Source organism: Rhizobium sp. YS-1r, from assembly GCF_000757525.1.
GTDB lineage: Bacteria > Pseudomonadota > Alphaproteobacteria > Rhizobiales > Rhizobiaceae > Neorhizobium > Neorhizobium petrolearium.
This window is the reverse complement of record NZ_JPYQ01000055.1, coordinates 52,009-65,161: the sequence shown is the minus strand read 5'-3', so window position 1 is coordinate 65,161 and position 13,153 is coordinate 52,009. Positions and strand designations below refer to the sequence as shown.

The 13,153-nt window shown below is 61.4% G+C and carries 13 protein-coding genes; all 13 read left to right on the top strand.

The genetic code is table 11. The annotated features are described in order from the left end of the window. Positions 1 to 10: 10 nt before the first annotated feature. The 13 genes from JL39_RS23190 (at position 11) to JL39_RS23130 (ending at position 13,153) form a co-directional block, all read left to right on the top strand. Positions 11 to 808 (top strand): SDR family NAD(P)-dependent oxidoreductase, encoded by a 798-nt coding sequence (locus JL39_RS23190; protein ID WP_037156404.1) that lies wholly within the window; start codon positions 11 to 13, stop codon positions 806 to 808. A gap of 43 nt (positions 809 to 851) precedes the next feature. Next, positions 852 to 1,298 carry a cupin domain-containing protein gene (locus JL39_RS23185; protein WP_037157218.1) on the top strand — a complete coding sequence of 149 codons (447 nt, stop codon included), beginning with the start codon at positions 852 to 854 and terminating at the stop codon, positions 1,296 to 1,298. 63 nt (positions 1,299 to 1,361) lie between these two features. Next, positions 1,362 to 2,204: an enoyl-CoA hydratase family protein gene (locus tag JL39_RS23180; protein ID WP_037156401.1), complete on the top strand. Its 843-nt coding sequence runs from the start codon at positions 1,362 to 1,364 to the stop codon at positions 2,202 to 2,204. Then, complete coding sequence (locus tag JL39_RS23175) at positions 2,204 to 3,379, top strand: acyl-CoA dehydrogenase family protein (protein WP_037156399.1); 1,176 nt, start codon at positions 2,204 to 2,206, stop codon at positions 3,377 to 3,379. The genes JL39_RS23180 and JL39_RS23175 overlap by 1 nt, the downstream gene beginning before the upstream one ends. An 8-nt stretch (positions 3,380 to 3,387) precedes the next feature. Beyond that, positions 3,388 to 3,819, top strand: a complete 432-nt coding sequence (locus tag JL39_RS23170; protein ID WP_037156397.1) for a thioesterase family protein — start codon at positions 3,388 to 3,390, stop codon at positions 3,817 to 3,819. After that, positions 3,797 to 4,192, top strand: coding sequence for a RidA family protein (locus JL39_RS23165; RefSeq protein ID WP_037156395.1), 396 nt, complete (start codon positions 3,797 to 3,799; stop codon positions 4,190 to 4,192). Before JL39_RS23170 ends, JL39_RS23165 begins: the two co-directional genes overlap by 23 nt. A 6-nt stretch (positions 4,193 to 4,198) precedes the next feature. Next, the gene (locus JL39_RS23160; RefSeq protein ID WP_037156393.1) at positions 4,199 to 6,160 is read left to right on the top strand and encodes a 3-hydroxyacyl-CoA dehydrogenase NAD-binding domain-containing protein; all 1,962 of its coding nucleotides are present in this window, start codon (positions 4,199 to 4,201) and stop codon (positions 6,158 to 6,160) included. Positions 6,161 to 6,473: 313 nt separating this feature from the next. After that, positions 6,474 to 8,081, top strand: coding sequence for an ABC transporter substrate-binding protein (locus JL39_RS23155; RefSeq protein WP_081952963.1), 1,608 nt, complete (start codon positions 6,474 to 6,476; stop codon positions 8,079 to 8,081). After that, complete coding sequence (argE, locus tag JL39_RS23150; protein ID WP_037156392.1) at positions 8,081 to 9,250, top strand: acetylornithine deacetylase; 1,170 nt, start codon at positions 8,081 to 8,083, stop codon at positions 9,248 to 9,250. The genes JL39_RS23155 and argE overlap by 1 nt, the downstream gene beginning before the upstream one ends. 9 nt (positions 9,251 to 9,259) lie before the next feature. Then, the gene (locus JL39_RS23145) at positions 9,260 to 10,231 is read left to right on the top strand and encodes an ABC transporter permease (protein ID WP_037156390.1); all 972 of its coding nucleotides are present in this window, start codon (positions 9,260 to 9,262) and stop codon (positions 10,229 to 10,231) included. Continuing rightward, the gene (locus tag JL39_RS23140) at positions 10,228 to 11,172 is read left to right on the top strand and encodes an ABC transporter permease (protein WP_037156388.1); all 945 of its coding nucleotides are present in this window, start codon (positions 10,228 to 10,230) and stop codon (positions 11,170 to 11,172) included. Before JL39_RS23145 ends, JL39_RS23140 begins: the two co-directional genes overlap by 4 nt. Continuing rightward, entirely contained in the window at positions 11,169 to 12,149 is a 981-nt protein-coding gene (locus JL39_RS23135; RefSeq protein WP_037156386.1) for an ABC transporter ATP-binding protein, read from the top strand. Before JL39_RS23140 ends, JL39_RS23135 begins: the two co-directional genes overlap by 4 nt. Next, positions 12,146 to 13,153 carry an ABC transporter ATP-binding protein gene (locus JL39_RS23130; RefSeq protein WP_037156383.1) on the top strand — a complete coding sequence of 336 codons (1,008 nt, stop codon included), beginning with the start codon at positions 12,146 to 12,148 and terminating at the stop codon, positions 13,151 to 13,153. Before JL39_RS23135 ends, JL39_RS23130 begins: the two co-directional genes overlap by 4 nt.

The window sequence follows — 13,153 nt, the reverse complement described above, 5'->3', positions numbered from 1 at the left end:
GGATCGCGTCATGAGCGAAGCGATTTCGGACAGGCTTGCCAACCGCCATGCCCTCGTCACCGGCGCGGGCAGCGGCATCGGTGCGGCGATCGCTACGGCATTGGTGGAGGCCGGCGCGCACGTGACGCTGGCGGGCCGCCGGGCGGAACCGCTGGAAGCGCTGGCCGCAACGCTTGGCACAGAGAGGACCTGCGTCGCAGACGGCTTCGACGTCACCGACGAAATGGCGATCGACAATGGTCTGAAGACGGCGCGGGCCGCTTTCGGCCCCGTCGACATCCTCGTCAACAATGCAGGCGAAGGCCCGAGCGCGCCGTTCGAGAAGACATCGCTCGATATGTGGAACCGGGTCATGTCGGTGGATCTCACCGGCGTATTCCTGGTCACTCAGGCCGTGCTGCCGGACCTGAAGGCCCACGGGACCGGGGGCCGAATCATCAATATCGCCTCGACGGCCGGCCTGACCGGCTACGCCTATGTCTCCGCCTATGTCGCCGCCAAGCACGGCGTCATCGGCCTCACCCGCTCGCTCGCGCTGGAATTGGCGAAGACCGGCATCACCGTTAACGCCGTCTGCCCCGGCTTTACCGATACGCCGCTGATCGCCCGTTCGATCGAGACGATCGTCGCCAAGACCGGCCGGACCGCAGAACAGGCGCTGAAGGAATTCACCAAGAGCAATCCGCAGGGGCGGTTGGTGAGGCCGGAAGAGGTCGCGGACACGGTTCTGTGGCTGGCATCGCCCGGCGCTGCAGCGATCACCGGGCAGGCAATTGCGGTTGCCGGGGGAGAAATCCTGGCAGGCTAGTCGGCCCGACATGAACCAAGGAAACGAAACCTGGGAGATCACGATGGAACTGGAAAAGGGCATTACCGAGAACGGCAGCGGATATAGGGGTATCACCTGGAACATCCTGGGCCAGGTCTATTTTCCAAAAGCCGTCTGCGACGACACCTTCGCCTTTGAAACCAACAGTCTGCCGGGGCAGTTCGTACCGGTGCACATTCATCCGACCCAGGATGAATTCATCCTCGTGCAGGAAGGTGAGCTCGATCTTAAGCTCGACGGCCAATGGGTCAAGGCAAAGGCCGGAGATCTTGTCCGTATGCCGCGCGGTATCCCGCACGGTTACTTCAACAAGTCCGACAAACCGTGCCGGGCGCTCTTCTGGGTCTCGCCGGCCCGCAAGCTCCACCAGCTTTTCGAGGCGTTGCACGAAATGACCGATGTGGACGAAATCGTGAAAGTTTCCGCCGCACACGAGGTGGATTTCCTGCCGCCTTCGGCCAACGACTGAGACACAGAAGACAATTCCGGCCACCTGAAAAGGCGATCAGTCGATTACGGGAGAGGAAGAAGCATGAGCGACGCGATGAACGAAATGAAGCGCGGCTTTCGCGATTACCAGCCCAAGCATTTCCTCTGGGAAGTGAGCGAAGGCGGCCGCGTCGCGACGATCCGCTTGGACCGGCCCGAGCGCAAGAATCCGCTGACTTTCGAAAGCTATGCCGAGCTTCGCGATCTCTTCCGCGATCTTGTCTACGCATCGGACATCCGCGCGATCGTGCTGACGGGCGCCGGCGGCAATTTCTCCTCCGGCGGCGATGTCTTCGAGATCATCGAGCCGCTCACTCACATGGCCATGCCGGATCTTCTGGCCTTCACCCGCATGACCGGCGACCTCGTGAAGGCGATGAAGAAGTGCCCGCAACCGATCATTGCAGCCGTCGATGGTATCTGTGCCGGCGCCGGCGCGATCCTCACCATGGCTTCCGATATGCGGCTTGCCACACCGGAAGCGAAGACGGCTTTCCTCTTTACTCGCGTCGGTCTTGCCGGCGCGGATATGGGCGCATGCGGGATCCTGCCGCGTATCATCGGCCAGGGCCGCGCCGCCGAACTGCTCTTCACTGGCCGCACGATGAACGCCGCCGAAGGCCAGGCCTGGGGTTTTTACAATGCCCTGCACGCCGCCGATCAGGTCGAGGTGGAAGCCGTCAAGCTTGCCCATTCGCTGGCGGCCGGACCGTGGTTTGCCCATACGATGACGAAAACCATGCTGAACCAGGAATGGGCGATGGGTATCGACGAAATGATCGAATCCGAAGCTCAGGCCCAGGCGATCTGCATGGTGACCAAGGACTTCCGCCGCGCCTTCGAGGCTTTCGCCGAGAAACGCAAACCAGTCTTCGAGGGTAACTGATGGCGGCTCCCACCACTCTCAAAGGGCCGACTCGCGATTTCCTCGGCTGGCCGTTCTTCGATGACAGCCACAAGGCGCTAGCCGAAAAGCTCGATGCCTTCGCGGCCTCCGGCGCACTGAGCCATATCGACCATTCGGACACGGACGGCGCCTGCCGCGCGATCGTCAAGGCGCTGGGGGAAGCCGGCCTGCTGGATGCCGCAACCGGCGCCGGCGGCAGCCAGCCGATCGATAGCCGCGCTGCCTGCCTCACCCGCGAAACGCTTGCTTGGCATGATGGGCTTGTCGATTTCGCTTTCGCGATGCAGGGCCTCGGCACCGGTGCAATCGGCCTTTCGGGCACGGACGACCTGCGCCGCACCATACTGCCCAAAGCGCAGTCCGGCGAGTGGATTTCCGCCTTCGCGCTCTCCGAAAAGGACGCCGGTTCGGATGTCGCCGCGATGGCCTGCTCGGCCCGCAGGCAAGGCGACCACTATGTACTTGATGGCGAAAAGACCTGGATTTCCAACGGCGGCATCGCCGATGTCTACACGGTCTTCGTCCGTACCGGTGAGGCGCCCGGCACGCGCGGCATTTCAGCCTTTGTGGTCTTCGCCGACGATCCGGGCTTCTCGATCGCCGAGCGCATCGAGGTGGTCGCCCCGCACCCGCTGGCGACGATCCGCTTCGAAAACTGCCGCATTCCGGCCTCGCGGATGCTTGGTTCTCCTGGCGAAGGTTTTAAAATCGCCATGCGGACGCTCGACATTTTTCGCGCATCCGTGGCAGCTGCCGCCTTGGGTTTCGCCAAGCGGGCGCTCGATGAGGCGGTCGCCTATGCCAAGGCGCGGCCGATGTTCGGCAACCACCTTTCCGACTTGCAGCTTACCCAGGCCGCTTTCGGCGACATGGCAGCCGAGATCGATGCGGGCGCTCTTCTGACCTACCGCGCCGCCTGGCGCCGCGACGTGCAGGGCCTGCCGACCACCAAGGAAGCGGCAATGGCGAAGATGGTAGCCACCGAAAATGCACAAAAGGTCATCGACCGCGCCGTGCAGATTTTCGGCGGCCGCGGCGTCAGGAGCGGCGAAATCACGGAGAGTCTTTATCGTGAGATCCGGGCGCTGCGCATCTACGAGGGCGCGACCGAGGTGCAGAAGCTCATCATCGCCCGCGAACTGTTGAAGGCGTGAGGGCAACCATGGCTTATACCATTTCCCGCCGGTTGAACTTCGGTGATTGCGATCCTTCCGGTATCGCTTATTTCCCCTCCTACCTCGATATCCTGGTTGGAATTTACGAAGAGTTCTTCAGGGCGATCGGCTTTCCCTGGCCGGAGTTGATCAACGAGCGGAAGATCGGTCTTCCGACGGTCACTTTGGATCTCACCTTCAAGAGCCCCGGCTTCCACGGCGACATGATGGATTTCACTATCAAGGTGATGCGGATCGGTACCAGTTCGGTCGATCTCGAACATGAGGTGCGCGCGGGCGATCGATTGCTCTGGACCGCGAGGCAGCGGCTGGTCGCGACCTCTCTCGAAACACACAAGGCCTGCCCATGGCCGGACGATATGCGCACTGCGTTTACACAGCATTTGGAGAAGAAAGATGCACATGATTCTGCAGCCTGAAGGCTGGGCAAAACCGATCGGCTACGCCAATGGCGTGGCCGCCACCGGCCGCCAGGTCTTCGTCGGCGGGCAGGTCGGCTGGAATGCCCAATGCCAATTCGAGACGGACGACTTTGTGGGCCAGGTGCGTCAAACGCTCATGAACGTCGTTGCCATACTGGCAGAGGCCGGTGCGCGGCCTGAACATATCACGACCATGACCTGGTACTTCACCGACAAGGCGGAATATCTCGGTAATCTGAAGGGTATCGGCCAGGCCTATCGCGAGATCATGGGCAAGCATTTTCCGGCCATGGCCGCCATGCAGGTCGTTGCTCTGGTGGAAGACCGTGCCAAGATCGAGATTCAGGCAACAGCAGTCATTCCGGAGTAGGCAGCCATGAACGACGCGATCGAATTTTCGTCCACGGTCTCGGCTATGACCCGAGGCGGGATTCTGGTCGTTACCATCGACAATGCGCCGGTCAACGCGACGTCTGCCGACGTCCGCAGCGGGCTTGAAAAGGCGCTTGTCCATGCGGAAGCGACAGCCGATGTGGCAGGCGTCGTCATCACAGGCGCCGGTAAGACCTTCATCGGCGGCGCCGATATCAGGGAATTCGGCAAGCCGGCTATAGAGCCGACCTTGCCGGCTGTTATTGAGAAGATCGAGAAGCTGTCGAAGCCGGTCGTCGCGGCGCTCAATGGGGCAGCCCTCGGTGGTGGCCTGGAAGTTGCACTCGCCTGCCATTATCGAATTGCCTCTTCCGCTGCTCAAGTCGGTCTGCCCGAAGTCAAGCTCGGCATTGTTCCCGGCGCCGGCGGCACCCAGCGTCTGCCGCGCCTGATCGGCATCCCGGCCGCATTGGATCTCATCACCTCGGGCCGTTCTGCAAAGATCGACGAAGCTCTCTCGCTCGGGATCATCGATGAAATCGCCAAGGCCGATCTCGTCGAAACCGCCATTTCGGCAGCGCAAAAACTGTCAGGCAAACAGCTCCGTCGCACGGGCGAGTTGAGCATAGCCACCAATGAGGCGGCCGAAATCGAAAGAGCCGCCGCTAGAATTCTCGGCAGGGCGCGCGGTCAGAAGGCACCGGCCGAAGCCGTGCGTCTGATCACGTCGTCTAACCGCCCCCTCGCCGAAGGTCTGACTGACGAGCGAGCCACCTTCCTGACCCTCCGCGATAGCCGCGAAGCTGCAGCACTCCGCTACGTCTTCTTCGCCGAACGGGAATCCTCCAGGGTCGAAGGGCTCGAAGGCATTGAGCCTCGCCCAGTCAAGACGATCGGCATCTGCGGCCTCGGCCTGATGGGCAGCGGCATTGCTGTCGCCGCCCTCGCAGCGGGTTACACGGTCATCGGCCTCGACCAGACGGTGGAGGCTGCCGAAAAAGGCCGCGAGCGCATTGTCGGCCTGCTGGAACGCAATCTCGCTTCCGGCCGTCTCGATCAGGACGGTTTCGAGGCGCAAAGGGCCCGGCTTTCGGTGACGGCATCGGACGCCGACCTCGCCCCCTGCGATCTCGTCATTGAAGCCGTTTTTGACGATCTCGCCGTCAAGATCGACATCTTCCGCCGTCTCGACAAAGTCATTCGTCCGGGTGCAGTGCTGGCGACCAACACGAGTTATCTGAACCCGGACGAAATTGCCGCCGCGACCGCTTATCCGGAGCGGGTGCTCGGCATGCATTTCTTCTCTCCGGCGCATGTCATGCGGCTGCTGGAAATTGTCCGTTGCGCCAGAACCGCGCCGGATGTTCTGGCGACCGGGCTCGCCGTCGCCAAGAAGCTCAGAAAGCTGCCGGTCGTCGCCGGCGTTACTGAAGGCTTCATCGGCAACCGCATCTTCTCCGCCTATCGCCGCGAGGCCGAGTTCCTGCTGGAAGATGGGGCTCTGCCACACGAGATCGATGCGGCGCTGGAAGATTACGGTTTCCCTATGGGCCTTTTCGCCGTCTACGACATGGCAGGGCTTGAGATCGCCTGGGCGCGCCGCAAGCGCCAGGCCGCCGCCCGCGATCCCGCTACACGCTACGTCGGGATCGCCGATACGCTCTGTGAAATGGGGCGGTTCGGCCAGAAGGCCGGCCGCGGCTGGTATGCCTATCCGGATGGCAAGCGCACCATCGATCCGGATGTGACCGCGATCATCGAAGCCGCCCGTACCCAAAAGGGCATTACACCGCGCGCATTCCCGAAAAGTGAGATTCAAGAGCGGATGCTGAAGGCCATGGCCGCCGAAGGCGAAGCATTGCTGGCCGAAGGCATCGCCGCACGGCCGAGCGACATCGACCTGGTGATGATCAACGGCTACGGCTTTCCAGCCCATAAGGGCGGCCCGATGTTCGCCAGGACCTGATCTGCAAATCTCTGTCTTTGAAATAACACATTGAAATCTCTTGCGTCCTGCCTCCTGCTAATGCAGGCGGGATGGTCGCCTGCTGCCGCACACTTCCTCGCCAAAAGAGTTTCGCTCATTTGATCAAAATTGCTTGCATGTTTCCTCAAAACGCCTATTGTTTGCCCAAGCCTCGCAAGTAGGCAACTCCAAGCAACGACAGGGAACGCTGCATGTCCTCATCTGATGAGCTTCCTTTGCTGAGATATTTTAAATTTAAAATATCTGCCGCGTCGTTGCCGCATTCCGACTCTCTCGTGGCGCATAGGAGATCATGATGCCTTTCTCGTTTCCCGCATTCAAACGTAAGATGCTGCTGGGCACGATCGCCGCGGCCGCCCTGACGGCACCGCTGGCCACCAGCGTCCAAGCCGCGGATTTCAAATTCGCCGGCCCGCTGGATGCCTATACGCTCGATCCGCATGCTGTCTCGAATACCCTGATTTTCGCCGTTCTCGCCAATGTTTATGAACCACTGGTCCGCCGCAACGCCGAACAGAAGATCGAGCCGGCACTTGCGACCGAATGGAAACAGACGGACGACACGACCTGGAAATTCACTCTGCGCCAGGGCGTAAAGTTCTCGAACGGAAATCCGTTTACCGCCGATGACGTGGTCTTCTCGCTGACCCGCGGCCAGGCCGGTGGCATCAAGGCAAACCTGAACTCCATCGCCTCGATCGAAAAGGTTGACGACTATAAGATCCGTATCAGGACACGCGCCGTCAACCCCATCCTTCCGAACCAGATCACCAACTGGTACATCATGGACAAGGAGTGGGCCGAGGCGAACGGCGCCGTACAGCCGGGTGCCGCCAACAACGCCACCGAGACCTTCGCCAACCGCAACGCCATGGGCACCGGCCCCTACGTCATCAAGGAGCGCGATCCGGGCGTGAAGACCGTCTTCGCCACAAATTCTGGCTGGTGGGACAAGAAGGCCGGCAATATCGATAATGCCACCTTCTTCGTGATCCCAAATCCTTCCACTCGCGTCTCGGCCCTGATCTCCGGCGAAGTGGACCTGATCGACGGCGTACCGCCGCAGGATGCCGAACGTATCGACAAGGCCGATGGCCTACATGTCAAGGCCGGGCCGGACCTGCGCACCATCTATGTCCAGCCGGATGTTGCACGAGACAGCCTGATCTTCGGCAGCGAGAAGGCCAAGAACCCTTTCAAGGAACTCAAGGTCCGCCAGGCCATGGAACTGGCGATAGATACCGGGGCGATCCAGAAGCGCATCATGCGCAACTATTCGGTTCCCGTCGGCCTGCCGATCGGTAAGGAGATCAACGGCTTCGATCCGGAACTCGGTGCACCGGTCAAGCCGGATGTCGACAAGGCCAAGGAACTGATGAAGGAAGCCGGCTACGAGAACGGCTTTTCCGTCACGCTCGACTGCACCAACGACCGCTTTATGAACGACGAAGCGACCTGCCTAGCGGTCGCCGCCTCCCTCGCCCGCATCAACATCAAGGTGGAACCTCGCGCCCAGGCCACCAGCCGCTGGGCGACCCAAGTGAACCCGCCGGAATACAATACCAGCCTTGCAATGCTGGGCTATTCGCCGGCGACCTATGACGCCCATATCTTCCTGACCTCGATTGCCGCCACCCGTGATTCGAAGAGCGGCCTCGGCGCCTTCAATATCGGCGGTTATTCCAATCCCGAGGTCGACAAGCTGATCGCCGCCATTGGTAAGGAAACCGACCAGGAGAAGCGCACCGATCTCATCCAGCAGGCTTTCAAGCTCATCAAGGCCGATGTCGGCTTCATTCCGCTTCACCAGCTCAACATTCTCTGGGGCGTGAAGGACAATGTCACCGTTGTGCAGCCAGCCGACCTCGCCTATCCGCTGCGCTATTTCACGGTGAAGTAATGACGATTGCCCCCGGCATCACGAAACAGGACATCACGAAACAGCTTGCAAGTCTCGTGTCCTTTCCGACGGTCAGCGCCGTCTCCAATCTCGACCTGATCAAATACGTGGAAGACCAGGCCGCCCCCTTCGGAGGACGCGTCCGGCGCTTTCCGAATGCCGAAGGCAACAAGGCGAACGTCCTTATTTCGATTGGCCCCGAAGCGCCTGGCGGCATCATCTTCAGCGGCCATACCGACGTCGTGCCGACAGAAGGTCAGGCATGGTCCGGCGATCCCTGGACGCTGAGGGAAGCGAACGGCCGGCTGATCGGCCGCGGCGCGACCGATATGAAGGGCTTCCTGGCCTGCTGTCTCGCTGCGGCACCTGGCATGGCCCAAAAGAAACTCAAGAAGCCTATCCATCTCGCCTTCTCCTATGACGAGGAAGTCGGCTGCACCGGTGTTGGCTCGATGGCCGAATGGGTGGGGCAAAGCGACTTGAAGCCGCGGCTCGCCGTCATCGGCGAAGCGACCAGCATGGACATGATCGCCGCGCACAAGGGCGGCCTGATTGGCTGGTGCCGCGTCAAGGGCAAGCCCGGTCACTCCTCCCAGCCGGACCGCTACGTCAACGCCGTCATGGCAGCCGGCGACATGATCGCCGAGATCAACCGCATCCGCGAGGACATGCGCAACGGCCCGCAGTTCGAGGGCCTCGATCCACCCTATTCGACGATTTCCGTCAACGTCATCAAGGGGGGCCTGCACGGCAATATTGTCGCCGAGAACTGCGATTTTTTCTGGGAGATGCGCATCATCCCCGGCGAGAGCGAAATGGCGGTGTTCGAGCGCATGCAGCGTTTCGCGGTAGAAAAGCTGAATCCCGCCATGCAGGCTATCGACCCAGCCTCCGGTGTCTTCTTCGATGTGCAGGCACGCATTCCCGGCCTGAAGCCGAACGACGATCCGATACTCGACGCAGAGCTCCTGAAGCTTCTCGGACGCTCGGAGCCGCGCTATGTTTCCTACGGCACGGAAGCGGGCATTTTCCAGATCGCCGGTGTTCCGTCGGTCGTCATTGGCCCGGGCGATATCGCCGATGCTCATCAGCCGGACGAGTCGATTGCGATTTCCGAGATGGAGAAATGCATCGCCTTTCTTGACCAGCTTGGTGACACTTGCTGCTGAGGATTTGAAGTGCTGAACTACGCCGCATCCCGGATCGTGCAGACGGTCATCGTTCTACTCGTGATCAGCTTCATCGCCTTCCTGCTGGTCGCCAATATCGGCGACCCGCTGGCGGCACTCCTCTCGGCCGATGCGACCGTGACGGAGCGGATGGAACTGATCGCCAGGCTCGGCCTCGACCAGCCGATCGGCACGCGCTTCGTGCATTTTCTTGGCAACCTGCTGCAGGGCGATTTCGGCCTCTCCTACCGGACTCAGGACCCGGTGGCGAAACTTATCATCGAGCGCATGCCGGCGACGATAGAACTCGCTTTCGTCAGCCTGCTCATCACCATCCTCGTTGGCGTGCCAGCCGGCATCTATTGCGGCGTGCATCCGAACTCGCTGTTCGGCCGCTTCATCATGCTGATCTCGACGGCCGGCATCACGCTTCCGAACTTCGTCGTCGGCCTGCTGCTGATCGCCGTCTTTTCCGTGCAAATGGGTCTGTTGCCGTCATTTGGGCGCGGCACGGTCGTCGATCTCGGCTTCTGGACAACGGGCCTGCTCTCCGTTTCCGGCTGGCGAGCGATCATCCTGCCGGCAGCGACGCTTTCCACCTTCCAAGTCGCGTTTATCATCCGAATGCTGCGCACCCAGCTCATGGAAGTCGGCCAAAGCGAGCATATCCGCTTCGCCCGCGCCCGCGGTCTGTCGGAAGCGCGCATCTGGTATGTCTACGCCATCAAGAACACGCTTCTGCCGGTCATCACCATGCTTGGCCTGCAGCTTGGCAACATCATCGCCTTTTCGGTGGTGACGGAAAACGTCTTCGCCTGGCCGGGCCTCGGTTCGCTCTTCCTGCAATCGATCCAGGCGGCGGATATTCCGGTCATCGCCATCTATCTGATCTTCGTCGGCCTGGTCTTCATGGTCATCAATCTGGTCGTAGAACTGCTCTACCCGCTGATCGATGCCCGCGTGTTGAGGAGGCAATCATGACCCCTGTCGTCAACACCCCTTCGGTTCCGACAGTCCGCCGCAGCCGCCTGTCGAAACTTCTGCGCGCCATGCGCAAGGCACCCGGGCCGACCTCCTGCGCCCTCGTCATCTTCGCGCTGCTCGTCTATGCCTTCATGACGCCGCTGGTATCGCAGAATCCCTTCGAATTCGCCGGCATGTCGGTGATGGACAGCTTCATTCCGCCCATGTGGATGGTAGACGGTATGCCGGATTTCCCACTCGGCACTGACGACCAGGGTCGCAACCTCCTGACCGCCATGGCCTATGGCATGCGGACTTCGATCATCGTCGGCTTCCTGTCCGTCATCATCGGTCTCGTGCTTGGCGGCAGTCTCGGCCTGATAGCCGGCTTCGTCGGTGGCAAGGTGGATGCTTTCATCATGCGCTTCGCCGACGTTCAGCTCGCCTATCCAGCCTTGCTGCTCGCGATGATCATCGACGGGGCAGCTCGCGCCGCGCTTGGACAGGAGCGGAGCGTCATGACGGCGATCGCCATCGTCGTGCTCTCGATCGGCATCGCCTTCTGGGTCCAGTATGCGCGCACGATCCGTTCATCCGTGATGATCGAACGAGACCAGGATTATGTCTCGGCCGCCCGCATCACCGGCCGCAGCAGCCTGTCGATCATCATCCTGCACATCCTGCCGAACGTCATGGCACCGGTTCTGGTCATCGCAACCATCAATCTTGGCATCGCCATCATCACCGAGGCAACGCTCTCCTTCCTCGGCATCGGAATCCCGGTCACCTCGCCGTCTCTCGGCACGCTGATCCGCAATGGCAACAATTTTCTGCAATCCGGCGAATGGTGGATCTCCGTCTGGCCCTGCCTCGTGCTCGTCGCCTTCGTCGTGTCGGTCAACATCCTCGGCGACCACCTGCGTGACGTTTATAATCCGCGACTAAGGGGACGCTCGTGACGACACCGCTTCTCGACGTCCGCGACCTGACGGTCACCATCAACCGCGACGGCCGTCTGATCACAGCGCTCGACAAGGTCTCCTTCTCCGTGGATCCGGGAGAGGTGCTCGGCATCGTCGGCGAATCCGGTGCCGGCAAATCGATAACGGGGGCTGCGATCATCGACCTTCTCGTGCCGCCCCTGAAACGCACCGGCGGCACCATTACGCTTGCCGGGGAGCGTCTCGACCAGTTGTCACCGAAGGCGATGCGTCGCGTGCGCGGCGGCAGGATCGGCTTCATCTTCCAGGACCCTATGACCAGCCTCAACCCGGTCATCACTATCGGCCGGCAGCTCTGCGATACAATCGAGGCGCATCTGAAGATCGGCGGCGATCGGGCGAAGAAAAAGGCGCTCGAATGGATCGAACGAGTCGGCCTGCCGAACCCTGACACGCAATTCAAGCGTTATCCGCACCAGCTTTCCGGCGGCATGCGGCAACGTATTGTCATTGCGCTGGCACTTTGCGCCAATCCGGCGCTCGTGATCGCCGACGAACCGACGACCGCGCTTGATGTATCGGTCCAGGCCCATATCCTGCAGTTGATGCGCGACCTGCATCGCGAAAGCAAGACGAGCATGATGCTGATCACCCATGACCTCGGCGTCATCGCCAAGATGGCCGACCGCGTCGCTGTGCTTTACGCCGGCCGCGTTGCCGAGATCAGCCCTGTCGGCGAACTCTTCAACGCGCCGAAACACCCCTATACCCACGGACTGATCCGCGCGACGCCGATGCCATCGGCCAATGGCGAGGTGCGGCTCGATCAGATTCCCGGCGCCATGCCGGGGCTCGGCGCGGTTCCGCCCGGCTGCGCCTTCAATCCGCGTTGTTTCAAGGCCGAAGGCGATTGTCGCGCGACCATTCCGCCGCTCTATCATGAGGAAAGCTCCGCCTTTTCCTGTTTCCATCCGCTGGAAAGGGTGACCGCATGAGCGCTTCCGGTTTCCTCATCCTCAACCACGTCAGCAAGGTCTATCGCCGCAACCAGAGCCTTATCGAGCGCCTGAAGAAGAACGAGACCGGCGGCACCAAGGCCGTCAGCGACGTCAGCCTCACCGTCCGCCATGGCGAAACCATGGGCCTGGTCGGCGAAAGCGGCTGCGGCAAGTCCACGCTGGCCCGCCTCGTCTCCGGCCTCATGGAGCCGACCTCCGGCGAGATCGCCTTCCGCAGGGATGCAGCCGGCAAGACGCCGCGCCTCCAGATGATCTTTCAGGACCCCTATTCGTCACTGAACGGCCGCTGGACGATCGAGGATATCATCGCCGAACCGATCCGCGTCCATAAGCTGCGCCGGGGCCGGGCGGCGATCCGCGCCCGCGTCGACGAATTGCTCGTTCAGGTCGGCCTGTCGCCGGCGGATGCCGAAAAATACCCTCAGGAATTTTCCGGCGGACAGCGGCAGCGCATCTGCATCGCCCGCGCGCTTGCCGGCGAACCGGAATTCCTGATCCTCGACGAGCCGACCTCGGCGCTAGACGTGTCAGTCCAGGCGCAGATTCTCAACCTTTTGCGCGACCTGCAGAAGAACTTGGCACTCACCAGCCTGTTCATCACCCACAACCTCTCGGTCGTGCGGATCATGGCCGATAGGATCGGCGTCATGTATCTCGGTGAACTGGTGGAGGAGGCACCGTCGGAAGAGCTGTTCCTCAGGCCTCGCCATCCCTATACGCGCCTCTTGATCGATGCCGCCCCGGATATGGATACCGGCGACCGCACGCTACATCCGATTGCTGGCGAACTGCCCAACCCGGCCTTTCCGCCCTCCGGATGCCGTTTTCACACGCGTTGTCCCTTCACGAAGGATATCTGTCGCAGCACGGCGCCGCCGAAGAAAACGACCGGAGCCGACAGCATGTTCCGCTGCCATTTCGATCTCGATCTGCCGAACGGGCAGGCGATCCTGCCGATCGCCAAAGCCAGAACCGCCTGA

What these genes read in the sequence shown, in the direction of transcription:
- JL39_RS23165 (WP_037156395.1), top strand. Translation starts at nt 3,797, where the DNA reads ATGCACATGATTCTGCAGCCTGAAGGCTGGGCAAAACCGATCGGCTAC.
- JL39_RS23170 (WP_037156397.1), top strand. Translation starts at nt 3,388, where the DNA reads ATGGCTTATACCATTTCCCGCCGGTTGAACTTCGGTGATTGCGATCCT.
- JL39_RS23190 (WP_037156404.1), top strand. Translation starts at nt 11, where the DNA reads ATGAGCGAAGCGATTTCGGACAGGCTTGCCAACCGCCATGCCCTCGTC.
- JL39_RS23160 (WP_037156393.1), top strand. Translation starts at nt 4,199, where the DNA reads ATGAACGACGCGATCGAATTTTCGTCCACGGTCTCGGCTATGACCCGA.
- JL39_RS23140 (WP_037156388.1), top strand. Translation starts at nt 10,228, where the DNA reads ATGACCCCTGTCGTCAACACCCCTTCGGTTCCGACAGTCCGCCGCAGC.
- argE (WP_037156392.1), top strand. Translation starts at nt 8,081, where the DNA reads ATGACGATTGCCCCCGGCATCACGAAACAGGACATCACGAAACAGCTT.
- JL39_RS23155 (WP_081952963.1), top strand. Translation starts at nt 6,474, where the DNA reads ATGATGCCTTTCTCGTTTCCCGCATTCAAACGTAAGATGCTGCTGGGC.
- JL39_RS23185 (WP_037157218.1), top strand. Translation starts at nt 852, where the DNA reads ATGGAACTGGAAAAGGGCATTACCGAGAACGGCAGCGGATATAGGGGT.
- JL39_RS23180 (WP_037156401.1), top strand. Translation starts at nt 1,362, where the DNA reads ATGAGCGACGCGATGAACGAAATGAAGCGCGGCTTTCGCGATTACCAG.
- JL39_RS23175 (WP_037156399.1), top strand. Translation starts at nt 2,204, where the DNA reads ATGGCGGCTCCCACCACTCTCAAAGGGCCGACTCGCGATTTCCTCGGC.
- JL39_RS23130 (WP_037156383.1), top strand. Translation starts at nt 12,146, where the DNA reads ATGAGCGCTTCCGGTTTCCTCATCCTCAACCACGTCAGCAAGGTCTAT.